Source organism: Desulfosarcina sp. (assembly GCF_046496365.1).
In the GTDB taxonomy this organism is placed as follows: Bacteria; Desulfobacterota; Desulfobacteria; order Desulfobacterales; family Desulfosarcinaceae; genus Desulfosarcina.
On the sequence record NZ_JAWOHB010000161.1, the window covers coordinates 1 to 26057 of the forward strand.

The 26057-nt window shown below is 55.8% G+C and carries 22 protein-coding genes; 13 read left to right on the plus strand and 9 right to left on the minus strand.

The annotated features are described in order from the left end of the window. Positions 1 to 2711, plus strand: a 2711-nt coding sequence (locus R6V78_RS16375) for an SDR family NAD(P)-dependent oxidoreductase (RefSeq protein ID WP_410290455.1), incomplete at its 5' end; no start/stop codon positions are given. Then, a complete protein-coding gene (locus R6V78_RS16380) occupies positions 2708 to 3421 on the plus strand; it encodes a fumarylacetoacetate hydrolase family protein (RefSeq protein ID WP_410290456.1) in 714 nt (237 codons plus the stop codon). The genes R6V78_RS16375 and R6V78_RS16380, both read left to right, overlap by 4 nt. Positions 3422 to 3495: 74 nt before the next feature. Here R6V78_RS16380 and serA read toward each other — a convergent pair whose 3' ends face one another. After that, the gene (gene serA / locus R6V78_RS16385; RefSeq protein ID WP_410290457.1) at positions 3496 to 5079 is read right to left on the minus strand and encodes a phosphoglycerate dehydrogenase; all 1584 of its coding nucleotides are present in this window, start codon (positions 5077 to 5079) and stop codon (positions 3496 to 3498) included. Positions 5080 to 5282: 203 nt separating this feature from the next. Here serA and R6V78_RS16390 point away from each other — a divergent pair, with 203 nt between their 5' ends. From R6V78_RS16390 to R6V78_RS16400, 3 genes are all read left to right on the plus strand, one after another. Then, positions 5283 to 6404, plus strand: a complete 1122-nt coding sequence (locus R6V78_RS16390) for a DNA-methyltransferase (RefSeq protein ID WP_410290458.1) — start codon at positions 5283 to 5285, stop codon at positions 6402 to 6404. A 190-nt stretch (positions 6405 to 6594) separates the two neighbouring features. Then, positions 6595 to 6894 carry a hypothetical protein gene (locus R6V78_RS16395; RefSeq protein WP_410290459.1) on the plus strand — a complete coding sequence of 100 codons (300 nt, stop codon included), beginning with the start codon at positions 6595 to 6597 and terminating at the stop codon, positions 6892 to 6894. A gap of 103 nt (positions 6895 to 6997) precedes the next feature. Then, a complete protein-coding gene (locus R6V78_RS16400) occupies positions 6998 to 7432 on the plus strand; it encodes a hypothetical protein (RefSeq protein WP_410290460.1) in 435 nt (144 codons plus the stop codon). A 40-nt stretch (positions 7433 to 7472) separates the two neighbouring features. Here the strand turns inward: R6V78_RS16400 and yjgA are convergent, their stop codons facing one another. From yjgA to R6V78_RS16420, 4 genes are all read right to left on the minus strand, one after another. After that, a complete protein-coding gene (yjgA, locus tag R6V78_RS16405) occupies positions 7473 to 7961 on the minus strand; it encodes a ribosome biogenesis factor YjgA (protein ID WP_410290461.1) in 489 nt (162 codons plus the stop codon). Between the two features lie 95 nt (positions 7962 to 8056). Beyond that, positions 8057 to 8716 carry a TetR/AcrR family transcriptional regulator gene (locus R6V78_RS16410; RefSeq protein WP_410290462.1) on the minus strand — a complete coding sequence of 220 codons (660 nt, stop codon included), beginning with the start codon at positions 8714 to 8716 and terminating at the stop codon, positions 8057 to 8059. 125 nt (positions 8717 to 8841) lie between these two features. Continuing rightward, on the minus strand, positions 8842 to 10233 hold the full coding sequence (gene rlmD / locus R6V78_RS16415; RefSeq protein WP_410290463.1) for a 23S rRNA (uracil(1939)-C(5))-methyltransferase RlmD: 1392 nt from the start codon (positions 10231 to 10233) through the stop codon (positions 8842 to 8844). After that, positions 10230 to 10499, minus strand: a complete 270-nt coding sequence (locus R6V78_RS16420) for a hypothetical protein (RefSeq protein ID WP_410290464.1) — start codon at positions 10497 to 10499, stop codon at positions 10230 to 10232. The genes rlmD and R6V78_RS16420 overlap by 4 nt, the downstream gene beginning before the upstream one ends. Before the next feature lie 44 nt (positions 10500 to 10543). On the opposite strand from R6V78_RS16420, the gene acnA reads away from it, so the two are divergent. The 3 genes from acnA to R6V78_RS16435 all read left to right on the plus strand — a co-directional run bounded on the left by acnA (position 10544) and on the right by R6V78_RS16435 (position 15172). Then, positions 10544 to 13297 carry an aconitate hydratase AcnA gene (gene acnA / locus R6V78_RS16425; protein ID WP_410290465.1) on the plus strand — a complete coding sequence of 918 codons (2754 nt, stop codon included), beginning with the start codon at positions 10544 to 10546 and terminating at the stop codon, positions 13295 to 13297. A 254-nt stretch (positions 13298 to 13551) separates the two neighbouring features. Continuing rightward, positions 13552 to 14937 (plus strand): hypothetical protein, encoded by a 1386-nt coding sequence (locus R6V78_RS16430; RefSeq protein WP_410290466.1) that lies wholly within the window; start codon positions 13552 to 13554, stop codon positions 14935 to 14937. Between the two features lie 16 nt (positions 14938 to 14953). After that, positions 14954 to 15172, plus strand: coding sequence for a hypothetical protein (locus tag R6V78_RS16435; RefSeq protein ID WP_410290467.1), 219 nt, complete (start codon positions 14954 to 14956; stop codon positions 15170 to 15172). Between the two features lie 24 nt (positions 15173 to 15196). On the opposite strand, the gene manA is transcribed toward R6V78_RS16435, so the two are convergent. Then, positions 15197 to 16453 carry a mannose-6-phosphate isomerase, class I gene (gene manA, locus R6V78_RS16440; protein ID WP_410290527.1) on the minus strand — a complete coding sequence of 419 codons (1257 nt, stop codon included), beginning with the start codon at positions 16451 to 16453 and terminating at the stop codon, positions 15197 to 15199. Positions 16454 to 16551: 98 nt separating this feature from the next. Between manA and R6V78_RS16445 the strand changes: the two genes are divergently transcribed. From R6V78_RS16445 to R6V78_RS16455, 3 genes are all read left to right on the plus strand, one after another. Beyond that, positions 16552 to 17196: a radical SAM protein gene (locus R6V78_RS16445; RefSeq protein WP_410290468.1), complete on the plus strand. Its 645-nt coding sequence runs from the start codon at positions 16552 to 16554 to the stop codon at positions 17194 to 17196. An 84-nt stretch (positions 17197 to 17280) separates the two neighbouring features. Further along, positions 17281 to 17979, plus strand: a complete 699-nt coding sequence (gene queC, locus R6V78_RS16450; protein WP_410290469.1) for a 7-cyano-7-deazaguanine synthase QueC — start codon at positions 17281 to 17283, stop codon at positions 17977 to 17979. 60 nt (positions 17980 to 18039) lie between these two features. Continuing rightward, positions 18040 to 18696: a lysoplasmalogenase gene (locus tag R6V78_RS16455; RefSeq protein WP_410290470.1), complete on the plus strand. Its 657-nt coding sequence runs from the start codon at positions 18040 to 18042 to the stop codon at positions 18694 to 18696. A 487-nt stretch (positions 18697 to 19183) separates the two neighbouring features. Here the strand turns inward: R6V78_RS16455 and R6V78_RS16460 are convergent, their stop codons facing one another. Further along, positions 19184 to 22072, minus strand: a complete 2889-nt coding sequence (locus R6V78_RS16460; RefSeq protein ID WP_410290471.1) for a DEAD/DEAH box helicase — start codon at positions 22070 to 22072, stop codon at positions 19184 to 19186. A 362-nt stretch (positions 22073 to 22434) separates the two neighbouring features. Between R6V78_RS16460 and R6V78_RS16465 the strand changes: the two genes are divergently transcribed. Both R6V78_RS16465 and R6V78_RS16470 read left to right on the plus strand, forming a co-directional pair. After that, positions 22435 to 23664 carry a hemolysin family protein gene (locus tag R6V78_RS16465; protein WP_410290472.1) on the plus strand — a complete coding sequence of 410 codons (1230 nt, stop codon included), beginning with the start codon at positions 22435 to 22437 and terminating at the stop codon, positions 23662 to 23664. 153 nt (positions 23665 to 23817) lie between these two features. Beyond that, positions 23818 to 24417 (plus strand): DUF3047 domain-containing protein, encoded by a 600-nt coding sequence (locus tag R6V78_RS16470; protein ID WP_410290473.1) that lies wholly within the window; start codon positions 23818 to 23820, stop codon positions 24415 to 24417. Between the two features lie 120 nt (positions 24418 to 24537). Here R6V78_RS16470 and efp read toward each other — a convergent pair whose 3' ends face one another. Both efp and R6V78_RS16480 read right to left on the minus strand, forming a co-directional pair. Beyond that, positions 24538 to 25098 (minus strand): elongation factor P, encoded by a 561-nt coding sequence (gene efp, locus R6V78_RS16475; protein ID WP_410290474.1) that lies wholly within the window; start codon positions 25096 to 25098, stop codon positions 24538 to 24540. Between the two features lie 99 nt (positions 25099 to 25197). Further along, positions 25198 to 25968: a phosphoribosylanthranilate isomerase gene (locus R6V78_RS16480; RefSeq protein ID WP_410290475.1), complete on the minus strand. Its 771-nt coding sequence runs from the start codon at positions 25966 to 25968 to the stop codon at positions 25198 to 25200. Positions 25969 to 26057 lie beyond the last annotated feature (89 nt).

Here is a 26057-nt window from a genome sequence, read left to right on the forward strand (position 1 = left end):
CAACCAACAGCCCTTATGAAGCGAACGCTTCGGAGGTTGCCGCATGCGTCGACATTACTAAAGTCCTGATCGACATCGTTTCCGAGCTGACCGGCTACCCGGAAGACATGCTGGGGCTGGACATGGATATCGAAGCGGATCTGGGCATCGATTCCATCAAGCGGGTCGAGATCCTTTCCGCCATGGAAGCGAAAATGCCCCACCTGCCCCCGGTCACCCCGGACATGGTGGGCAGCCTAAAAACCCTGGGCCAGATCGGCCAATATCTCTCGGAGGCGGGTGCGACATCGACCGATGATACCCACACCTGTCCCCCGGTTTCAATGGGACACGCCCACGCCTCTGCGCCGGAGGCGATTCCCCGTCAGATCATTGAGGTCGTCCAAACGCCCAAACCGCAAGGCCGCTCGCTGCGGATTGCACCGGATTGCTGGGTCGGGGTGTTAGCCGGAGAGCCCGCCCTGGCCGGATCCCTGGTCAAACAGTTGGCGGAAAGGAATATCCCGGCCCGTTTGTTGTCATCGGATGCGGCTGAGCGTCCAGGCGTGTTTACCGGTGCGGCGGGTCTGATTCTATGCGGGTGGACCGACCCGGAGCGCGCTTTTCTGGCGGCAAAACACGCCGCCGCTGAGCTGTTGAACGCATCAACCAGGGGTGATGCGCTGTTTGCCGCTATCACCCGCATGGATGGGGCCTTCGGTTTCACCGGCAGCGCCTTTGACAATCCGGAACAGGGATCCCTGGCGGGACTGGTCAAAACGGCCGCCCTGGAATGGAACGCGGTGATCTGCCGGGCCATTGACCTTGCACCTGATTTTACAGACCCGGAAAAAGCCGCCCAACGGGTCATTACCGAGTTGTCGAGCGTCAGCGCCCATGATCCGGTTGAAATCGGGTTGGGCGCTGATCAGCGGTTCACCTTGATGCCGGTTCCTGTCCAGATCGCCGATGGCCCGATCCACCTTGACGAAAACGATGTGGTTGTGGTCACCGGCGGCGCCCGCGGCGTAACCGCGGCCTGCGCCCTCCACCTGGCGCGGGCTACAGGCGTTTCGATTGCCCTGGTGGGCCGATCGTCCCCCCCGTTTGCGGTTCCCGCCTGGTTGATTGGGACCGATGGCGAAGCAGACATGAAAAGGGCCATCCTTAAAAATGCGTTCACCGGATCCAAACCCACACCCCAGGACCTTGAAACGGAATTTCGAAGACAGGCGGCAAATCTGTCGATTGCACATCGCATTGGCGCACTTAAGGCCTCGGGGGTTAAGGCCGGGTATTTCAGCGCGGACGTGACCGATCATGACCGCCTGAATGCGGCCATCGGCGCCATCAGGAGCCAGATGGGCCCGATTGCCGGACTGATTCATGGCGCCGGAGTGCTGCATGATCGCTTGATCGTGGACAAGACCGTCCAGCAGTTTCGTCAGGTTTACGCCACCAAGGTCAATGGACTCAAGAATCTGCTGTCCGTCACCAAAAGGGATAACCTCCGCCATTTAGTCCTGTTTTCATCGGTCAGCGCCCGTACGGGAAACAGCGGCCAGTGCGACTATGCCATGGCCAACGAAGCGCTGAACAAGATTGCCCGGCTGCAATCCCTGCAACACCCGGAATGCCGGGTCCGCGCCATCAACTGGGGCCCGTGGGACGGCGGAATGGTGACACCGGCCCTAAAAAAAGCCTTCACGGGTAAGCGGTTTCAATTAATCCCCATTGAAACCGGTGCCCGCCTGATGGTGGCTGAAATGAAAAATCCCCATCCCGGTCCCGTGGAAGTGCTCATCGGCAGCATGCTAACCACCCATGATGGATTGGCCGAACCCACCGATTCTCCCATGGTGCTGCAGGAGCGCCGCGAATTGGACCTTCAACGCTACCCGGTGCTCGCATCGCATGTCATCGGCGGCAAACCGGTGGTACCTTTTGCCCTGATCACCGAGTGGATCGGCCATGGTGCCCTCAAGGACAACCCCGGGTATACATTGCATGGCATCGATGATTTCCGGTTGCTCAGTGGAATTCGCATCGAAGAGGAGATGAAACTGGTCCGTCTCATGGCTGGAAAAGCCCGCAAAACCGGTGACGCCTGGCAGGTGGATGTGGAGCTGAGAAACGGTGTGAAAAACGGCAGGGATGTAATCCATTCCCGTGCCAGGGCGCTGTTGGTTGACCGTTTACCCGCTGCACCGGTGTTCAAGGGCAACGGAAAAAACGGCGGCCGCGCCTACCCCCGCCCCTTGGATGATCTTTACGGTGAAGTTCTGTTCCACGGTGATCACCTGCGGGCAATCAAAGCCATCGACGAATTTTCCGACCACGGCATGACGGCACGCCTGACCGGCGCTCCGAAACCCGAGGCGTGGATGCAGGATCCCATTCAGGGAAGTTGGATGGCCGATCCCCTGGTTTTGGACGGTGCTTTTCAAATGGCCATCGTCTGGTGTTTTGAGCAGACCGGCAAGGTTTGCCTGCCCAGTTATGCCCGCACTTACCGACAGTATCGACCCGCCTTCCCGGTCTCCGGTGTTACCGCCGTGATGACGGTCATCACCGCCAGCCATCGCAGCATGGTTGCCGATTTCACCTTTCTGGATGAGGACCATCTGGTCGTCGCCACCCTGGCCGGTTACGAGGCCACCATCGACGAATCACTCATGCATGCCTTTAAAAATAATAGGTTAAACCTTGTTATCAAAGAGAATCAACCATGATCAAGCTGCCAATTAAAAACAGTTCCCACGCCTATACGGTCAATCCGAGCAAGCTGATCGCATTGGGGTTGAACTACCGCTCTCACATTGCCGAGAGCGTTTCGGTAAAGGTCCAAGGATTTACCAATGAAGTGCCCAAAGAACCCCTGCTTTTTCCCAAGACACCCAATGTACTGGTCGGGCCGGATCAACCCATCGTTATCCCAACTTTTTTAAAAACTTATGGGTTCAAGACCCTGAGGACGGATTACGAGGCGGAATTGGCGCTGATTATCGGTGATCAGTGCAAAGATGTGTCACCTGTTGAGGCCATGGCGCATATTTTCGGGTACACCTGCATGAATGACGTCAGCCAACGCAATATTCAAAATAGTGACCGCACGGGGTGGTACCGGGGAAAATCCCTGGACACCTTCGGTCCCATCGGCCCGCAGGTGGTCCTGGCCCAGGATCTTCCCGATCCTCAGAATCTGAACATCTGCTGTCGGCTGAACGGCGCGACGGTTCAGGAAGGCAACACCAGTCAGATGATATTCAAGATTCCAGACATCGTTGCCTTCGTCTCCAAAAACTTCACCCTCATGCCCGGCGACATCATCCTCACCGGCACCCCGGCGGGTGTGGGACCACTGAGCCATGGCGACACGGTAGAGGTTGAAATTGAACATATCGGGATTTTGAAAAACACCGTCATCGACGTGACAATCTGATCCGGTTTCCGGTTATTTAACCGCGTGCTTGAGGGGGGATCCCGCCTGCAAGGCTTTTAAACCGGATTGGAAGATCAAAGTTCCAGCGGCGTCACGGAGTTGACCAGTTCCGCCGAGCGCAGATCCTCGATGACATCCGGGGGAACCGGCGTATCGGTCTGCAGAAAAATGATATTGCGTTCACCGTCCTTTTCCTGCCCCACGTGCATCCGCCCGATGTTGATGTTGTGACGCCCCAAAGTGGTTCCGATGCCACCGATTGCCCCGGGCCGGTCCTGATTGAAAATCAGCAGAATATGTCCTTCTGGAACCAGTTCCAGGCGGAAATTGTTTATTTTTACCACCTTGATATCACTGCGGCCGATGATGGTGCCGGCGACAACATTTTCCCCTGCGTCCGTGCTGACCCGCAGGGTGATGAGGTGGGTATAGTCCTCGGCCTCCGATGTGGTGGATTCAATGACTTTAATGCCCATTTCCTTGGCTACTACCGGTGCGTTGACAAAGTTGACCGCATATTTGACCATGGGGGTCAGCAGCCCCTTGAGGATGGCCGTCGAAACCGGAGCCATGTCCATTCCCCTGAAATCACCAGTATATTCAATGGTGACCCCCTTTACCGGCCCATCGGCCAACTGGGCCTGCAAGCATCCCATGCGATCGCCCACAGCCATATAGGGTCCGATTTTTTTAAGGAGTTCCCCGGCAACGGAGGGGACGTTGACAGCGTTGATGATGGTATCGTTGATCAGGTAGTCGATGATTTGCTGGGCAACCGCTACAGCGACATTGGTCTGGGCCTCTTGTGTGGATGCGCCCAGATGCGGCGTGCAAATGATCCGATCCATTTCAAAAAGGCTGCATTCGCCGGGCGGTTCCGTCTCAAACACGTCCAGGGCCGCACCAGCCACCTTCCCTGATTTAACTGCCTCTTGAAGGTCATCCTCGTTGATAATGCCCCCCCTGGCACAGTTAATGATCATCACACCGTCCTTCATTTTTTCGAATGCAGCTTTGTTCAGCAGCCCGGTGGTTTCCTTGAGCATGGGCACATGAACCGAAATATAGTCAGCACGTTGGTAGAGCTCATCCAGGCGAACGCTCTCGAAACCGGCTTTTTGGATCTGCTCGGGTGCGACAAAAGGATCGTATACCACCACCTGCATCCGCAGGCCCTTGGCCCGGTCGGCAACAATGGAACCGATTTTGCCAAAACCGATAACCCCTAAGGTTTTATCGAACACCTCCCGCCCTTGCAATTTTTTCTTGTCCCAGCGGCCGGCCTTCAATGAAAGCGTCCCTTGGGGGATGTTGCGGGTCAAGGCCATCATCATGGCAATGGCATGCTCTGCGGTGGTGACCACGTTTCCCGTGGGGGTGTTCATGACAACGACCCCGCGTCGGGTGGCAACCGGGATGTCTACATTATCTAAACCAATGCCGGCCCGGCCGATGACCTTCAATTTTTTTGCAGCGTCGAGGATCTCCGCGGTGACCCTTGTGGTGCTGCGGATTACCAGTGCATCGTAATCGGTGATCGTCTCCTCGAGTTCCTGGGGAGAAAGCCCCGTTTTTATCTCCACATCGATTCCCGCAGTATCTCGAAAAAGCCGCACTCCCGCCTCCCCTAAGGGATCACTGACAAGCACCTTGAGCATCTTTTTCTGGCCTCCTTCGCCTGCTGGTTGCGCCGTTATGCTTCGATTCCGCATGCCTTTTCAAGCGGGCACAAGCGGTATCTTGCTTTGTTTATCAATAAAAAGTCAAGCCACAAGAAATAGGATGATGTTGCGTTCATCCATTGAAATAAGTTGCGGTTTATGAGAGGGAACGAGCATTAAAAAAAGGAACCCGAAACCCTATGATCACTGAACACCGCATCCATTTTGCCGATGCAGAAAAAATGACCGACGTAATCTCACAGAGCGTTCACCTGGTGGTGACCTCTCCGCCCTATCCGATGATCGCGATGTGGGACGGGCTGTTCAGCCGTCAGCGCTCGATCAGCAGTGCCCTGAAGAGCGGGACGGGCATGCGGGCCTTTGAACTCATGCATCAGCAGTTGGACCGGGTGTGGAATGAACTGGCGCGCGTGCTGGTTCCCGGCGGCATCGCCTGCATCAACATCGGTGATGCCACGCGAACGCTCAATGACGTGTTTGCCCTCTATCCCAATCACAGCCGCATCCTGTCCCATATGCGTGGTATCGGCTTTACCAATCTGCCCAACATCCTGTGGCGGAAACAAACCAATGCGCCCAACAAATTCATGGGGTCGGGCATGATGCCACCCGGTGCCTATGTAACCCTCGAACACGAGTACATCCTGATTTTTCGCAAGGGAGATAAACGGCTGTTCGCTGCTCAGGCGGATAAAACCAACCGTCGGCAAAGCGCCTTTTTCTGGGAGGAACGCAACCAGTGGTATTCCGATGTCTGGATGGACCTGAAGGGGACGCGACAGCGCACCGAAGATAAACAGCTCAGACAGCGCAGCGGCGCCTTTCCATTTGAATTGGCCTATCGCCTGATATGCATGTTTTCCGTCATGGGCGATACGGTTCTTGACCCCTTTCTGGGCACCGGAACCACCGTGTGCGCTGCTGTTGCCGCCGGCCGGAACAGTGTGGGCTACGAATTGGACCCAAGCTTCCAACCCCTGATTCTCGAGGAATGCGGTCAGGCCAGCGATCGCGGTCGCCGACGCATAGATGAACGGTTGGATTCCCACCGGCAGTTTGTCCGCGACCGTCAAGCCAGCGGCAAAATCATCAAACACACCAATCAGGTATACGGATTCCCCGTGATTACCCGTCAAGAGACCGAACTGATGATTCCACTTCCCGGGGCGGTCGAAGAGACCACCGCCAACCGGTTCAGGGTTTCCTACGACATCCCGCCGCATTCGGGCGCCGACGAACTGGGTTCCGTCCCTGAAAAAGGCCTGACAGAGCCGACCGGTCAGCTGTCGCTGTTTGACTGACAATTGGCGGTCGGTGATAGTCGTCCGTTGAGCCGATGGATGAACACCGGCACTTCGGCCACGGCCCGGTAGCGTTCAGCGGGAATTTGGGACCCTATCTCGCGTGCCCCCAATGTTTGCCTAAACTAGGGGTTTATGCTACAAAAGCGCCTTGCTTAAAATTCCCCATTACCGGCTGGTACAGGTGCCCATGTTTTCAGGAATACAGGAAATTCTGCTAATCGTACTCATCGTTCTGGGAATATTTCTGGTTCCCAGGATGACAAAACCCCCGCCACAGACAAAAGTAAGGCTGCGCAACCCCGCCTGGAAGTTTTCCCGGATGCTTAGACTGGCCATCATTGTGTCCATTCTCTGGCCTGTTGGATGTGCAATTTACTTCAAACCCTGGCTGCACGATGCCACCACCTTTGTCACGCTGGGGATCGGACCGGTGGTGTTGGGGTGGAGTCTAAAGTGGGTACTTGCCGGAATTAAAAACAAGCGCTAAGGTGGTTGGTGACGGCGATGCTTCCCCCGACTCAAACTGGAAACGCCGAGAGGACCGGGCATTGCCACCGTTTGATCACCATCTAACTCAGAAGAGGTTTTCCATGGCACATGAAGATGCCGGACATTACGCGGCCAAGCACCCCGGCGGAAAGATCGACAAAGCCCTTGCCGCCGCTATCGCCGAGAAGGAGAAAGCGGGTCAAATTACCTGCGCGGCAGCCCATGCCATTGCCAAAAAACAGGCTTGTCCGCCGCATGATGTGGGCATGACCATCGACCTGCTTGAAAAAAGAATCCGCCGATGTCAACTGGGGCTGTTCGGTTATGGTTTGAAAAAGAAAAAGGTGGTAAAGCCGGCTGCCATGGTGACGAACAATCTCAGGACCGCCATCCGCACGGCCATGGATGGCGACCGTATCAGCTGCCTGGCAGCCTGGGAGGTGGCCAAAAAGATGGGTCTGACAAAACTGGAAATATCGTCAGCCTGTGAGGCCATGGGAATCAAAATTTCAAAATGCCAGCTGGGTGCGTTTTAGGCTTATTGCTTAAACAGCCAACCGGTGAATACTGAGGCGATTATTCTCTGCTGAGGCCTTTGAGATAGCGAAACAAATTGCGCGCAGATTTGGGCGGCGCCTCTTTTTCATATTCCTTGCGGGCGCTGCGCACCAGCTGACCCAGGCGCTGGCGGTCCGCATGGGGAAAGTTTTCCAGAATTTCTTCAAAAACAGTTTCATCTCCGGCCATCAGCTGATCCCGCCAGCGCTCAAAGCAATGAAATTCCCTGGCCTGCAGATAGGCGCCCTGCTCGATCTCAAGGAGCGCCTGCTGAATGGGCTCAACATCCACGCTGCGCATAACCGAACCAATATACTGCATTTGACGCCGCCGGGCGCCATGGGCGCGCATCGACCGGACAGCTTCGATCGCCTCCCTCAGGCGCAGGGGCAAGTTCATACGGTCTAGCTGGTCATCGGAAAGCGTGACCAGCTTCGCACCAATTTTTTGAAGGGCGGCCGCCTCTTTTTTAAGTCGGGTGCGGCTTTTTTCAGCATCGTCTTGCATGTCCATGCTTACCGGTCTCGCTTTCTTCCCAGTCTGCCTAAACCGCTTGAGAACTGGATCGTAGATAAAGGCATGCCAGTGTCAATGCTGGGACGTCAGGATTCTGCTGCGGGGGGACTTGCAATTTCCGGCCCTGTCAACTCACGCAGATTTTCAGGAATTTTTCCGGTAGCGAACACGCTGCTGATGATTCGAACCAGCCGGTGGATGTGACGTTTGATCTCTTGTTGGGAACGCCCGGGATAATTTTTAAAGGACATGACCACGCCGGTAACGGATGCATAAATGGCGTGGGTAACCAAACGGCTGTTCATTCCGATATCGGTCTGGTTGTTCACCTTTTCCAATATGTCGAGAAAACTGCGTTGCATGGTATTGTAGCGCTCCAGGGCTTTTGGCTGGATCTGTCCGGTAATCATGAAATGCCCCATCATCTGAAATACGGACTCATTCTCCAGCAGATAGTCCACGCTGCCCATGGCGAGCTCTTCCAGCGAGGTACGGCCCTGGGCGACACTTTTTTCAAACAGCCCTTCCACCACTTTCATGTGCCGGACCAGGGCTTCAACAAAAACATCGTCACGACTGGGGAAATACCGATAAATGGCCGCCGCCGATATGCCGGCCCGTTTAGCGATGTCGCGCATGCCGATCTGATGAAATTCCTTCTGGCTGAACAGTTCCATGGCAGCATCGACAATGAGGCTTTTTCGTGTTTCGCGCTCCTCTTTCCGTAACTTCTGAAAAGTCGACATGCATGGGCTCCCGCGAATCCAGGTTGTCGTTGAGTCAATGGCGCCATCCGATCCGGAATTCCACTATTGCGGTTAAATTCATTAACGCAGTTAACTTGAATTAACAACTCTTTTCCAAATGGGTATCAAGTCCTTTTTCTTGATAGCCTGGCCACCGATTCAATGTGAAAGGTGTGGGGAAACATGTCAACCGGCTGGACTTCTTCGACGTTATACGACGCCTTGAGCTCCAGCATATCCCTGGCCATGGTGGCAGGGTTGCAGGAAACGTAGACAATCTTTTCCGCTGCCAGTATCAGCACCTGCTTGAGCACATCCTTGTGCATACCGGCGCGGGGCGGATCGATTACCACAAGATCTGGAATCGCTTCGATGGTTGGCAATGTATGCCTGATATCTCCGAGAATGAACCGGCAGTTGGCGATGCCGTTGGTTCGACAATTCTTCTGAGCATCGGCCACGGCGCTTTCCACCATTTCAAGACCGATGACTTCACGGGCCTGTCCGGCCAGCCATGTGGCAATGGTTCCGGTGCCGCAATAGAGATCAAGCACCGTTTCGTGCCCCTCGAGCCCTGAAAATTGACCCACGGTTGCATATAATTTCCGGGCACTGCGGGTATTGGTCTGGAAAAAGGAGTTGGCTGAGATCTCGAATTCAAAAGCACCGATGCGGTCGGTCAACACCGGCGCACCGGCCAGGAGGATTTCGCGCTCACCGATGGCCACACCCGAGCGCCTGGCTGTGATGTTGTTGACGACAGAGGCCACTTCGGGAAACTGGGCCAAAAGCATATCTGCCAGAGGTTTGACCGCAGAGCGGTCCTCGCTGGCAGTGACGATATTGACCATCCACTGGTCACAGGCCACCGAGTGCCGCAGCATGAGAAAGCGCCAGAATCCTTCGTGGGTGCGCAGGCCGTAAACCGGTTGACCAGAGGCGCGCATATGGCTGCGTACAGCATCCAGGATGCGGTTTCCCGCTTCCGGCTGCAACAGGCACGCCTGGGTATCCAGAACCTTGTGGAAGGTGCCGGGGACATGCAGTCCCAAGGCGAATCCGAGGTCCACGTCGGTGCCCATTTCATGGGGCATCAGCCAGCGCCGATCCGAGCATGAAAACTCCATCTTGTTGCGGTATCCGAAAACTTCGTCCGACGGCAGCGTCGAATGCACCGTGGTCCCGTTGATCAGTGCGATATGTTCCAGTGATTCAGCGACGTGGCGACGTTTTAAGGCGGTCTGGTAGGAATAATCAATGAACTGCCACTTGCATCCACCGCAATATCCGCTGTAAGGACAAGGTGCCTCCACGCGCATGGGCGACGGGGTCAGCATCTCCTGAATGACGGCTTCGGCGTAGTTGCGTTTCTTCCTGACAATGCGGGCGGCTACCCGGTCACCGGTAACTGTCTGATCGATGAAAACAGCCAAGCCATCAATCTTGGCCAGCCCCTTTCCACCAAAGGCCACATCGATAACATCGCATTCGATGATCTCTTTTTTCTTGACGGTCATATAGAACCTTTTTGCATGATAAGCATTGGTTTCAGCCTTCCTGACGATTTTTCAACAGGGCCCTCCACATCGTCCATGGGTGGGCTTTTGTCAAGGATGATCATGGCGGCCCCGTAATAATCCGATATCTGCGTTATGTTTATTCTCCTTTTTTTCTTGCCCTGCCCATCGATTTTCTTTACTTTAGAAAAACCTGACGGATCCATTGCCGATCCCCATTTCGCAAAATAAAACCGTTCCAGACCTTTCGTTCCTTTTTTATTCATTCGATCATTTCCAAGTTCCATTCAACCCCGAAAAGGACCTTGCCATGAAAAACACGGATTACGCAAAGCCCCTCCAAATCGATGCAAAAACCGTCACCATCTTTGACTTCAATCAATTTGCCGCCGACATCGGGGCATCAGTTGAAAAACTGCCCTTTTCCATCAAAATCCTGGTGGAGAACCTGTTGCGAAAACTCGACGGTCGGGTAGTCACCGAAGCGGACCTGATTAGTATCGTCCGCTGGCAAAAGACCTACGAGGCGCCGGTGGAGATCCCGTATCACCCTGCACGCGTGCTCATGCAGGACTTCACCGGCGTACCGGCGGTGGTGGACCTGGCCGCCATGCGCGATGCGGTAAAGGCGCTGGGCAAGGATCCCGCACGGGTCAATCCCCTGGTTCCCACGGAACTGGTGGTGGATCACTCCATCCAGGTGGACTATTTTGGCACCGACGACTCCCTGGAAAAAAATGTGGCGCTGGAATACAGCCGCAACAGCGAACGGTATGAACTGCTCAAGTGGGCCCAGAAAAACTTTTCCAATTTCAAGGTGGTGCCACCCAACTCAGGCATCTGCCACCAGGTGAACCTTGAAAATCTCGGCCGGGTGGTCATCACCCAGGATGAAGGGGACCAGACGATCGCCTATCCGGACACCCTGGTGGGAACCGATTCCCACACGCCCATGATCAACGGCATCGGCGTGATGGGGTGGGGCGTGGGCGGCATCGAAGCCGAGGCGGTCATGCTGGGCCAGCCCTACTACATGTCCATTCCCGAGGTGATCGGCGTGAAGCTCACCGGCGTTCTGAACGCGGGGGTAACCGCAACGGATCTGGTTCTAACCATCACCGAGATGTTGAGAAAGGTGAATGTCGTAGAAAAATTCGTGGAATATTTCGGCCCCGGGATGAAAAGCCTGTCGGTTACCGACCGGGCCACCATTGCCAACATGACTCCGGAGTACGGCGCCACCCTGGGTTTTTTCCCGGTTGATGAGAAGACCCTTGACTATCTCGAACTGACCGGCAGGGGCGATCGCGCCCGGCTGGTCGAGGCCTATTCCAAAGCTACCGGCATGTTCTACACCGGCGAAACGGATCCGGAATTCACCCAGGTGGTGGAGCTTGATCTGGCGACCGTCGTGCCATCCCTGGCCGGCCCCGCCCGTCCCCAGGACCGCATCTCACTGCCTGCTCTAAAGAAGACGTTTGCCGACATCCTCGGTTGTGAATATGACCGGAATACCGAGATCAAACACATATCGGAATTTCACGATGAATCCGGAAGCAAAACCGTTCGTGCCAAGCGCTGCCGCCCGGTGACCCCGCGCCAGTTCGACATGGAGCTCAACGGCCGCCCGTTGAAAATCGGGGACGGCAACATCGTCATCGCCGCCATCACCTCATGCACCAACACATCCAATCCCCACGTACTCATGGGCGCCGGCCTCATCGCTAAAAACGCAGTCGCCAGGGGCCTCAAGGTGCCTCCCTTTGTTAAAACCTCCCTGGCCCCGGGATCCAAAGTGGTCATGGATTATCTGGAGGCGGCCGGCCTGGTTCCCTACTTCAACGCCCTGGGCTTTCATCTGGCCGCTTTCGGCTGTACCACCTGTATCGGCAACAGCGGCCCGCTGCATCCCGACATCGAGGCAGTCATCAGGAAAAACGATTTGAACGTGGCCGCCGTGCTTTCCGGCAACCGCAATTTCGAGGCCCGCATCCACCAGAGCATCAAGTCCAATTTCCTGGCATCACCCATGCTCGTGGTCATATTTGCGCTGGCCGGACGGGTGGATATCGACCTGACCCTGGAACCGGTGGGCATCGACCCCAACGGCGAGCCCGTTTACCTGGAGGATCTGTGGCCGTCAAACGACCAGATCGACAACCTGGCCAAAGCCCATGTTAAAAAGGAATTTTACGAAAAGGAGTATGCCCGCATCTTCGACGGCGATCGCTTCTGGGAGGCCCTCGACATCGCCGAAAGCACCACCTTTGCCTGGAACAACGCATCCACCTATATCAAAAACCCGCCCTATTTCGATGGATTCTCTCTGACTCCGCAGCCCTCGGGAGATATCACCGACGCCCGTGTCTTTCTGCTGCTGGGAGACACGGTCACGACCGACCATATCTCGCCGGCCGGCGCCATTCCCCAAGATTATCCGGCCGGACAGTACCTGATCGAAAACGGTGTCGACCGGGACCAGTTCAACTCCTACGGGTCCCGCCGGGGCAACCATGAGGTAATGATGCGCGGCACCTTCGGCAATATCCGCATCAAAAACCAGCTGGTTGACCCCAAACAGGGCAGCATCACCTTGAAATTCCCAGAGAAGAAGGAAATGTTCAACTACGACGCGGCCATGGCCTACGAGAAAGAAGGCACCCCGTTGATCGTACTGGGCGGCAAGGAATACGGCACCGGCTCCTCCCGGGACTGGGCCGCCAAGGGCACCACCCTGCTGGGCATCAAGGCTGTCATCGCCCAATCCTATGAACGCATCCACCGCAACAACCTGGTGGGCATGGGGGTACTTCCCCTGGTGTTTGCCGACGGGGAAAGCGCCCAAAGCCTTGGGCTGGATGGTACAGAAACTTTCACTATCTCTGGAATCGATAGCATGACACCCCGAAAACCGCTCTCCGTCCAGGCCGTCAGGACGGATGGCGGCAAAATCATTTTTACGGTCACATCCCGGCTGGATACGGAGGTGGATGTGGAATATTTTAAAAACGGTGGGATTCTTCCCTGCGTCCTTCGAAAAATGATGGTCGGTTCTGCCGGCTAATCAACGGTTACCGATAAAAAAATCAGGCGGCCCGTTGTGATCGGGGTGCCTGATTTTATGTGCGTCCGGCATGTCTTTTAATCCTCAGCAGGCCCGGGCTCAAGTTCAAATGTATGCGCGTTGACCGGCAATCAGATGCCCATGGTGCTGGAACCATGCTTGAGGTTCAGCACTCTTTTTCCTTGACGATTTTCTCCAATTCCCGGATAAACGGATCTCAATACACTGCCAATACCACACAGGAACACGCCCGCATGCCAGAGCATAACGGACCCTCCGGTCACCCCATGGATGAAATCGCGGAACAATTCAAAGCATGTGCCAAAGCCTCGCCGGGTCAGCCCGCATCGGAAACCACATCGCCCGTTGAACCATCCGACAGTCGATTCGAACCCACCGATACACACGGTTCTGAACGTGAATCGTCCCGAACCGCCCAAGCGATATTTGGTCCGCTTTGCCTTTCACCCGACCAAATTGAGGCGCCGTCCTTTTTTGTGGACAAAAAACTCTCGGTCCTGTGGATGAACCCCATCGGCACCGATGCATTTTCCCACGCCCTGGCCGTGGAGTTGAGATCCGCACCGACACGTAACATCTTCGACCTGCTGCTCAGACCGGCCATCAAGGCCTCGATTGACAACTGGCAGGCGTTTTTTTCATTTGTCTATATCCTGTTGCGCCGCTCAACCGACCGAGATACATTTGATAGGCAAACCGTCCTTATCTCCAAGAATCACCTCCCCGCCACCGGTGACGAGACCGCCTTTGCCCCTGCGATCCACCCGTTTCTTGTGGACAGCTGCATCGTCGGACGAAATGACGCGGCCACCGATCCACCTCTGCGCATTTTCGGACTGGAATTCAAGGAAGGGACGCTCTTTCTGCTCCGGAAGGATCCATGGCACACCGCAGTGCCCGTCGACGGGGCTGCGTCATCTGTCGTCGGTGACATCGGACCTGTGGATGAAAAAAATACGATCTGCATATTGTCAGCACGGCTCAACGATTCTCACCGCATCGCCGACACCATGCTCCCCGAGATTTTCTTCAAATTGATGCATCGAATCCGGGATGAAGGTGATCGTGTCGTCAGGTCCTTCGGCGGCAAACGGGCCGGCTGCAACGGTGCGCAAATCGATTATATGTTTACCGAAAGCGCCGGTAGAAACCCCATCTTCAGCGCCATCTGCTGCGCGACCCGAATGAACCGGCAGATGCAGGCCATGGAAGAAGAGCTCAAGGCTCAGCAGGGATGGGCGGATGAGATCCACTTGAACATGGGCATCAGTCACGGAGCGGATGAAATGACCACACCAGATCCCACCGGCTGCATGGAATCCATGGTCCCCGGCGGCACCTTTGATCAGTCTTCCCGCCTGTCCGCCGTTGCCGGTAAGGGGGAAATCTGGATCACAAAAAATGCCGTCGCCCAACTTCCCAAAAAACTCATCGACCAGGTGGTGGTGGGTATTGATCGCCAGGGCCGTTTTTTCCGCAATTTTTTCACCCGGCTTTCCGACCTTCCGCAGAAAACTGGACCCGGTCAGCCCCAACCAGATCTGGGAACGCTGTCCATAGCCCGCATCCTAACCATTGAAAAGCAGGTGCCGGCACAACCGGCAACAAGCGAGGTTTAACCGTGGAGGTTTAACCATGTCGGAAATCAGCCCGTTGGTAAGGGTTCACGTCAATATTGAGCTGTCCGCGGCATCCCTCCAGGCGGTGGTGGCCCATTCAAAAAAGAAAGCCGGCACAGATGATAAGGGCCGGTATCGGGTGGACACGGCCGATGCCCTGGCCGCCCTGATCTCCACCTTCCTTCAGGAAAAAGACTTCGAGGCGTTTGCCCGTGATGCGGATAATTATCGATAACGGCATCACCAGCAGCCCAGTTGCTCAGCATCTGCATCCATCTATCTTGATTGCTTGCGAAGCCTTCGACGATGGACGCAAAAGTGGAACGGCCGCTTTGTAAACGGTGAGGTTGCCGTCAATGGTATACGCTTCAAGGCCGGCAGGGACCAGGAAACTGTCCCCCCTTTTCACAGTGAGGTGCTCCTCCTTGTGACCCCTATATTCAATTTGTCCTCCTCCGGCTGTACACAAGAGCATCTCCACATTTCTGATTGAACGGGAAATATATGGCTGCGCGTTCGAGGGCCGAATGACGGTGAGTGAAAACTCCTCCGCCGGGCAGTCGTAGCCGGATTCAGCCGGCCCCGTCGGACCGGGCTCGAGAATCTTGATTGATGTCTCCTCAAAGCGGACAACGCTGAGCAGGTCCGGGACATCCACATGCTTGGGGGTCAACCCTCCCCGGAGCACATTGTCCGAATTGGCCATCAGTTCGATTCCCACCCCATCCAGGTAGGCATGAAGTTGACCGGCGGGCAGGAACATGGCCTGTCCGGGTTCAAGGCGGATCAGGTTCAACAGCGCCGGAGACAAGACGCCCATATCCGCCGGATAGGCGCAGGCCAGATTGACCATCCACTGGTAGATCGGGGATTCGTCCGCCAGTGGCCCGGCCTTATCCAGAACCTCCCGGGCCGCAGCCTTCCGTTTTTCAGCGCTAAGTGTCATCATGACCGCGAAAAAATTTCTGAACCCTTTGCCCTGCCGCCTTTTCAGATCCTGGAATGCATCGTCGAGGGCGGTGGGGCATACCGGCGCCAACAGATCGACAACTGCTGCCGCCGGCCGGAATCCGTTCAATCCCCAAAAGGGGGTCAGGGCGCAGATAATTTCCGGTTTGTGGTTGTCATCCCGATAATTGCGGTCCGGCGCATCCACGGCCTTTCCTTGACGATTTTCCCTTGCAAACCCCTCTATCGCCTGGCGTTTTCCGGGGTGAGCCTGAATGGACAGCGGCCGGGCGGCGGCCAACACCTTGAACAGGTAGGGCAGGACATTGCCGTACCGCATGGAGGCATCACGGCCGAGAATGCCAACGGGCTGCCTGTCGATCAGCTGCTGAAGCGGGATTTTTTGGTCACCGGCAACCACCATGGACGAACCTTTGGGGTGGGTGCCCATCCACAGTTCCGCCTGGGGTTCCGGAGAGGGGCTGGGCCGACCCAGCATATCGGCGATGGCGGTGTTCGATCCCCATTCATAGGGCTGAACAACATTTTCGAGACGGTAAATGTGCATCTTCAACCTATTGTCTTCCTGGCAACGGGCTGTTTACTAACCGGTGGCGCCTTGATATAGATCTTCCTCGATTGAAAATCGATAAAACAGGCAATACCATGAACCTCAAGGTAAATGAAATCTTTTACAGTATCCAAGGCGAATCCGTGTATGCGGGGCTGCCCTGCGTATTTGTCCGTTTGACCGGCTGCAACCTGCGCTGCAGCTACTGCGACACCGAATATGCCTATGATGATGGCACGGTGATGACCGTGCCGCAGATTCTTGAAAAGATACAAAATTTCGACTGCAGCCTGGTTGAAATTACCGGTGGGGAGCCTCTGGTTCAGCAGGGCACGCCTGTGCTGGTGGAAGATTTGCTTGCGTCGGATTACCAGGTATTGATGGAAACCAACGGTTCACTGAACATCGACCGGGTGAATCGCCGATGCAGCCGGATCATGGACATCAAATGCCCGTCCAGCGGGGAGCAGGCGATGAACGATCCGGGTAACCTGAAACGGCTCACCGCCAATGACCAGGTAAAATTTGTCATCGGTGACCATGACGATTTCCTTTTTGCTGAACAGATGCTTTCCCTTTTGCCGGCATCGCTGCTACCGGATCGTGTCCTCTTTTCGGCGGTGTCCGGCCTATTATCGCCGGATTGCCTGGCCCGCTGGATGCTGGACGACCGGATCAAGGCCAGGCTGCAGGTACAATTGCACAAAGTGATCTGGCCGGATCGGGATCGGGGGGTTTAACGGGGGTACCCTTTCAGGGCGGTCGACTTTCATCAGGGCCTTCAATGCTTACCAAATGCTTTATATATATTAGGGCAACCAACCATGATTGATATAAAAAGTGCAGTGGTGTTGTGCAGCGGCGGTCTGGATTCCACCACGGTGATGGCCATGGCAAAAAGCCAGGGATACGCGCTGTACAGCCTTAGCTTTGCTTACGGCCAGCGCCACGGTGTCGAGCTCCAGGCCGCCGAAAAGGTCGCCGCGGCCATGGGTGTAAAACGGCATCTGGTATCCCGGGTGGATCTGAAACCCATCGGCGGATCGGCCCTAACCGATGACATCGCCGTGCCCAAGGACCGCGGGGGGTCCCACATGGCTGAAGCGATCCCTGTTACCTATGTGCCGGCACGAAACACGATTTTTCTCTCCTACGCCCTCGCCTGGGCCGAGGTCCTCGGCGCCTGGGATATCTTCATCGGCGTAAACGCAATTGATTACAGTGGATACCCCGATTGCCGACCGGAATACATTCAGGCATTTGAAGCCATGGCCAACCTGGCCACCCGAACGGCCGTTGAGGGAAAAGGGCGTTTTCGGATCCGCACGCCGCTGATCGACATGACCAAGGCCCAGATTATCCAGGCGGGAACGGCACTGGGTGTGGACTATGAAATGACGCACAGCTGCTATGACCCATCTCCCCAGGGACTGGCCTGCGGTGGCTGCGCCGCGTGCATCCTTCGCAGAAACGGTTTTGCTGCTGCCGGCCTACCCGACCCGACACGCTATGCACCCCGGTAGCAACCAGACCGGACGGCAGGCACCTGCAAACGCATCAATAAATCGAAAGGGACTTTCAAGATGGTTATCGGTTCGTTTGTGGGGTTGGCGCTGGCGCTTCTGGTGGGATTGATCAGAGCTGAAAAAACGGAGCAGCCCAAACGGATCCTGGCATTCAAGACACCGCTCTCCCTGCTGTTCATCGTTGCCTGGGCTCTCCAGCCGGCCCAGAACCCCGGTTTTGCCGCAACAATTCTCATCGCCCTGGTGTTTTGCCTGGGCGGGGACGTCCTGCTGGCCCTGGGTTCGCACAAGACCTTCCTGTTGGGGCTGGTCAGTTTCCTGTTGGGTCACGTGATGTACGCCGCCGCGTTTTTTTCGCTTGGCCAGGTGGGTCCGGCCATGGCAGCGGGCATGATCCTGCTTTTGGCCGCCGGTGTCGTTGTCTGGCGCTGGCTGGCGCCCCACCTGGGCGACATGCAGACGCCGGTGCTGGCCTACATCGTCATCATCAGCATCATGGTATGCGCCGCCGCCGGCCTGGCCGCCAACCCGGCAATCCCGTGCATCACGCGCGCAACGATCCTGATCGGTGCCATTTTGTTTTATCTTTCGGATATTTTCGTTGCCCGGCAGCGCTTTGTTGTCAGTGCCCAGTTGAATCGAGCGGCGGGCCTGCCCCTGTATTATGCCGCCCAGTTCCTGCTGGCTTTTTCAGCGGCTTGGGTTCCTCTCTAAAAAGTTATGCATCTATTCGCTTTCCCGTGCCAGATCTTCAGGATACAAAGCGTGCCCTGCTTAGATTGTTCCGAAGGGGAAACATGCAAATATCATCGACCGTCAGCCATCTCTCATCCATCGCCTTCGTCCTTCGTTCATCATGTTTCGGTAAAAGCCCGAAGGTCTCCGGGAAACCCGAAATCCGGACACAGCGCCGCAAATTACCTCCATAAACCACTTTAATGGATTGCCAGAATCAATCGTTTTGTGCCGAATAGAGCCGATTTTTCCAAAAACCGGCTTGATTGTCGTTTGTGAGGTTGGATCGGGGGGCGGTCAGCGCTAACTATTTGACATTAAATGATTAACAGCTTAATAAGTGGCCTAATACAGGCTTAACCCACCGTTTTCACCCCTGAAAACATCCGATTAATGAAATCGCTGCCACAGCGGATTTATGGAACGCTCTCAATATTTGGTGATCCCAGCGGGAGCCGAACCCGCATCACCAGTTTACCGGCAAACGCACAGTCTGCTTAGCCTTGTTTTGAAACAGCAAATATCGATTGTCGCGCCCGAAGCGGAACAGATCCCGCGTAATGGTCACATCCGACCGGCAGTATTCCAGGATCTTGGCCATCTTGCCCTCCTTCCACCAGCGCAGCGCATCCAGTCCGTCGGCCATTTTCCCGGCATCCAGGGTTGCCGATGCCAGATGATCGAGCGACAGCCGATACCCCAGCTGATCGTTAACCTTCTCCAGGAGGTCCAGGGTGGGAATCTGCCGGAAATCCATCGCGCTATATGCGGAGAGCACCCGATAATCAAAACGCTTGATATTGAACCCGACCACCAGGTCCAATTTTTTAAGGTGTTCCAGCAGCATGGGAATCTGCCCTTCTACAAACTCAAAATAATTGTCCGACTGTGAATCGTACAGTACGGCACAGCTCACCCGCATGCGCTCAGCCCGATGCCAGCCTCCCACTTCCTGTGCAGAAAGCTGGGTTTCGATGTCCAGCACGCCGTAGCGACGGATTTCGTCCGTCGGGGCCTTATCCGTTGGCGTTTCATGCACGACTTGCCCGGGTGAAGCCTCAATCGAATCGGAAAGCAGGAAAGGCGTCGGTGAATCCTTAAGCGCCATCATCGCCTTCAACAAAAAGATCGCCCCCGCCTTATCGATGGGACGGTTCCCTGAACCGCATTTGGGGGAATGGACACAACTGGGGCAACCGGTTGCACACGCGCACCCGGATATGGCCGAGAGGGTGGCGTCGAACAGCCCCCGGCCATCCGAAAATGCCTGGGCGCAGAGGCCGGCACCACCGGGTAGTCCGTCATAGATAAAGATGCCGGCATTTTTCAGTTGCGGATGGAAAGGGGTCGAAATGCCTCCCAGGTCATTGCGGTCCGCCAGCACCAGCAGGGGAAAGACACCTATGGCCGCGTGCTCCATGGCATGCAATCCACCCATGATGTGAATCCGCGCCTTCTCCGCCACGGCGGTTATCGCCCCGGGGACGACAAACCATAGACCCTGGGTTTCAAAAATCATGGGCGGCAGGTCCAGAAGGACCCGCTCGAGCAGGTTGCCGGTTCGGGTTTGAATACGATCATAACCGGTGACCTGCTCCGTGACCCGCAGGCGACCGGCAGCCATGATTGTGCCGTAAACCGGCTGCTGGTCGGAAATGTCAAGGATACGGGTCTCTTTATGGGATCTCACCCGCGTGTGAAAATTGACCTGCGTCGAAGCCACCAAGACTTTGCGGTTTTCCGGGTCCAGTGAATCCACCAGAAACGTTCTCCCCCGATGCAGGTAGATGGCACCGGGATGGGCTTCCCGGTAAACCCGGAATCCGTCGATTTCTCCCAGGAGGCTGTTATCGGCCGTGTCGACGATGGCAAACCGGTCACCCGCCCCCCGCAGGTCCACGGTCCGGTGTGGGTGCTTCATCGGCGAATAGCAGGTGGTGCCGTCGGCGCTCAAGTATAGCTCGCCGGACGCGATGGACTGCCTGAGGGTGTCCGCCACCGGTGCCGGCGCCAGCATCGGGTCACCAATTTTCAAGGGCAGTTCGGCCGCCGCGCATACCAGATGTCTGGACACGATGTCCGGGTTGTAGGGATTGATCACCGCCGCTTCGGGTGGGCGCACGACCAGCTGGTCCGGATTTTTAATAAAATAATGATCCAGGGCATCCTCTCCGGCCACCAGCACCACCGCCGATTCCTGACCGTTGCGCCCCACCCGTCCGGCGCGCTGCCAGGTGGCAACAATGGAGCCCGGGTACCCCACCAACAGACAAAGATCCAGGCTGCCGATATCGATGCCTAGTTCAAGGGCACTGGTGGTAATAACCGCCAGCAGTTCTCCGGATGCCAGTTTAGATTCAATTTCCCGCCGCTCCTCAGGCAGAAATCCAGCCCGATAGGCGCTGATGCGAGTGGCAAACGGACCGGAGCGACGCTGAGCCCAGATGGCCAGCAGCTCGGTCAACTTCCGTGACTGGGTGTATACAATCGTCCGAAGTCCGCGGTTAAGTGCTGCCTTGAGCAGGATCAGCGTTGCCGCCAATGGCCCATCCGCAGGATCAATCAGGATCAGGTGCCGCTTTCCAGTGCCGGCTGTACTCAATTTGACAGTTTCGACCTGCAGTCCGGTCAGTTTATGGGTCAACTCCCCTGGATTGCCCACCGTTGCCGAAGTAAAAATGAATGTCGGCGACGCCCCGTAGTGACGGCACATGCGTATCAGCCTTCGGAAGACCTGGGCCATGTGCGCACCCAGGATTCCCCGGTAGGTGTGCACCTCATCCACAACGACAAACCGGAGTCCGGGCAGCAAGCCGGTCCAGCGTTCATGATGGGGCAAAACCGACAGGTGGACCATTTCCGGGTTGGTCATCAGGATATGCGGTGGTTTATCACGTATTTTTTTGCGCGCGTAGGTCGAGGTGTCACCGTCATAAATAGCGGCCTGAAGATCGATGCCGACCAGGTGGGCGGACATGCGGCTGATGGTTTTATGTTGATCCTGAGCCAGTGCCTTTAACGGGTATATAAACAGAGCGCGGGCTGACCTATCTTGAATGACGGCCTCAAATACCGGCAGTGCGTAGGTCAGGGTCTTGCCGGAAGCCGTCTGGGTAGCGGCAACCGTGTGCATGCCTGCCCGAACCCGGTCGATGGTTTCAACCTGGTGGGCGTACAAACGCCTGATCCCCATCGCCTCGAGCAGCCGACCGATCGGTTCCGGCCAGGGTTTGCAGGGTTCCCCGAAGGTGGGTGTATCGGGTTCGAACGCACGGTGGTAGACCACCTGTCCGTAAAGCGATTTGGCTGCTTTGAGTGCAAAGATATATGCATCGATCAGTGGCGCGTCCGGCATGGTTCGATTACCGCGATCCGAACTCAAATCGCCGATTTGTGAGCATATTGACTTGAAAAACTTAAAAAATACGCTATACTGAGTCAGATTTGGCCGTTTGGGCCTGCATTCGTTTAGGCAGCGATTGTCAACTCCTCACCGAAAAAAGGTCTCGCCCTTTACCGGGAAGGACCACTATCGCATGACAGCATCTCCAATTTCAAGAGGAAGGCAGTAACGTTGGACGACCCCTTTTTACCCGGCCCAGGTTCCGGACTCCTGGGTGATTTCCGCATTTGTTTCCCCCTGCATACCTTTTATTTAGGCCGACTCAACCGTAATCATCCTCCCGACTGCAGAATCGGTGCTGGAGCCGACGGGTGATGGGCAGTCAACTTATTCTCCTTTTCGTGCTGCTGCTGCTTTCCGGGTTTTTTTCATCGGCGGAAACGGCTCTGTTTTCAATCAGTCATACCCGCGCAAGACACATGGCCAAGGAGAACATCCGGTCGCATCAGCTGATCAAGCGGATGAAAGATGACCCCCACAAACTGCTGACCACCATCCTGATCGGCAACAATGTGGTCAACGTGGGTGCGTCGGCAATCGCCACCTCGCTGACCATCAACATGTCCGCCAATTATGCCGTGGGACTTTCGACCGGGGTAATGACCTTTCTGATTCTCGTTTTCGGGGAGGTGATCCCCAAATCATTTGCCACCCGCAACAACATCCTTTTGGCCAAACTGACTATTTTTCCCATTTACTGGATGTCCATCCTTTTTTTCCCGATCATCGCATTTTTGAATTTCATTCCCCGCATTACCGGAAAGATGAGCAGGACCCCTTCAGCAACCGAAGAGGAGCTGATCACATTCGTTGAAGTGGTGGAAGAGCAGGGAGAAATCAAGGAGGAGGAACGGGAGATGATTCACAACGTCTTCGAACTGGACGACACCAGTGCATCGGAGATCATGACCCCACGTGCCGACATGTTTGTCGTGGACGCAGACGCGCCCCTTGATTTAAAAGCCATCGCCGAATCCGGCTTTACCCGCATTCCGGTCATTGAAGGCGACATCGACCACGTGGTTGGGATTTTGAACATCAAGGACATCTTCATGCACCAGGCCACATCGGAAACACCGGTGAATGTCCGTGCCATAATGCGCCCCCCTTATTTCGTTCCGGAAAATAAGAAGCTGGACCGCATGCTTCACCAGTTCAAGGCTCGCAAAAACCATATGGCTATTATTGTCGACGAGTATGGCGGTGTCTCCGGTTTGATCACCATGGAAGACGCGCTTGAGGAACTGGTGGGTGAAATCAGCGACGAGACAGACAAGGAGGAACCGCACATTACCAGTAAAAAACCCAAGGAGTGGATGGTGCTCGGCAAATCGGATATCGAGGAGGTCAATGAAAAGACCGGCATGCGCATTCCCCTGTCCAGAGAGTACGACACCTTCTCCGGCTTCATCCTGGACAGGATCGGCAGAATTCCTGAAGTCAATGAAGCATTCACGATCGACGGTCACAAAGTGGTGGTCATGGAGATGGACGGAAACCGGATCAAGTGCTACCTGGTGCAGTCCATCTCCGCCCAGGCCTGAGAATAAATGAGGCCAGCAATTTTGAAGCACTGGATGCTGATTTTTTGGGTTGGTTTGGCGCCGGGAATCCTCCATGGCGCCGATTCTGCTGTGATCGCGGTTGGCGATTTCTCCGCAATGATGCCGGGCGCCCAGGTGAGGGGGTGGGAGCCCATGTCTTTCGACAATATCGACCACACCCGCTACACCCTGGTGGAAGACGGGGGTCGCACCGTGTTGCGGGCGGATAGCCACGGTTCGGCATCCGGTCTGGTCAAAAAGATGCAAATCGATCCCACTGCCTACCCTGTGCTGAGATGGCACTGGAAGGTAGACAACATTCTTGTGAAGGGGGACGTGACCAACAGATCGGGAGATGACTATCCGGCGAGAATATATATCACCTTTGCCGATGAACCCGGTCAACGCACCTTTCTCCAGCGGACCAAAATGGCGGCGATAAAAATGCTTTACGGGATGGTGCCGCCATCGGCGGCACTGGCCTACGTGTGGGCAACCCGCGCGCAGGTGGAATCGGTCCACCCGAATCCCTATACGGAGCATGTACGGATGATTGTCGTTGAGAGCGGGCCGGCCCACCTGAACGCCTGGCGGTCTTTCCGGAGGGATATCGTCGAGGACTTTCAGCGTGCCTTCGGCACCGAACCATCGACCATATCAGGCATCGCCGTGATGACCGATAGCGACAACACGGGTGAGTCGGCCATTGCCTGGTACGGGGATATCACCTTGAGCAAGCGAACGGCTGACTGAGGGTAGAAGACCCGTTGACGCAGAACCGAAAGCGGAAAACCAAGGCCTGCCGGGCTTGCGTTCCCGCGCTTGACCTGTCGGCGGACGCCGATCTCGGTTGCCTGCGGCCGCGATTAGAGGCTACTTTACCCGTTCCACATACTGTCCAGTACGCGTGTCGATGCGGATTTTTTCCCCTTGGTTGACAAAGGGCGGAACCTGCAGGACATGACCGGTCTCCAGGGTGGCCGGCTTGGTTGAACCGGCGGCGGTGTCCCCCTTGGCCCAGGGTTCGGCCTCGGTAATGGTCAACTCCACAAAATTGGGCAGGGAGATGCCCAGGGCTTTTTTCTCAAACATGAGAACGCTGCAGACGGTGTTTTCCTTGAGAAGGGCCTTGACCTCGCCCACCTGTTCTTCGTTCAGAAAATCCTGCTCGTAATTTGAAAGATTCATGAAGCAGTAGGCATGGCCGTCAAAATAGAGATATTCCATCTCCACCTCTTCCAGATTGGCCTCCTTGAATTTTTCGCCGGACCGATAGGTCTTGTCAAACTGTGAACCGGAAACCATGTTCTTGAGACGGCACTTGTAGAGTGCTTGTCCCTTTCCGGGTTTGACAAATTCAAACTGGACAACGACATAGGGATCGCCATCAATCTCTATTTTCAGCCCTTTGCGTAAATCACTGCTCTCGTACATATGTTTTTTCAGCCTTTCCTGGGTTCGTTAATCAAGCCTTACGGACGATTTGGCCTGCACTTGCCGGGTGTGCAGATAACAACCGTCATTTTATTTGGGTTACCACGCATCCAGGGTCTGGTTGTCTGCACGCCGTGTTTCAGCGACCAACGCCTCGACCCGGGCGGGGTCCTTCTTAAATCGGATGGGCCGGCCGTTCGCATCCAGCGCATTGGTGCATGTGCAGCTGTCCACTCCGAAGGGCCGCACCTGCCGAATCCCTTCGGCTACGTTTTCCGGCGCAATGCCCCCTGCCAGAATAACCGGGATTCGGCTCCTGGCCGTCAGCTGCGCAGCAACCCCCCAGTCACAGGTAAGCCCGGTAATGCCTACAAATCCCTTGACCGGCTGATCCCCATGGGCTGCCCCCAACGGATCGACAATCAGCGTATCCGTCAAAAAGTAATCACTCAGGGGTTCCAACCTTGCGGCCAATGCAAATACGGCCTCGCGAGTTGTGCCTGCAGTCCGTCCAATGGGGATGGAGCGCATGATCTGAATCTCGGAAAACCGAACTTTCACGGCTGCCTGCAAGGCAAGCGCCGCTTCGACCGAACCGTCGTTGCCATCCAGCCTGTCGCAGAAATGGACAATATTCGGCTGGTAATAGTCCAGGATGTCGAAAACGGCATCCGGTTCCGTCAAAAGCGGGATCAGGCTGCTTGTCGCACCCATCTTGCGGACGGTTGCAATGGTTTGCCGGATAACCGGATTGTAACCATTGTCCAGCGAGGTGATTACGCTGCCGACGTGATCCACGCCCAGACCCAGCATGGCCTCGGCTTCATCGGGAGTCTGAATCTCATAAACCTGGACAACCGTTCCTGACATTATCCTGTTCATTCTCAATTGGTTAAGTATTTTTCCGGCTTTCTACCAGTGGCCGTCCTTACCACATTGATGGCTGTTTTGCAAATCGT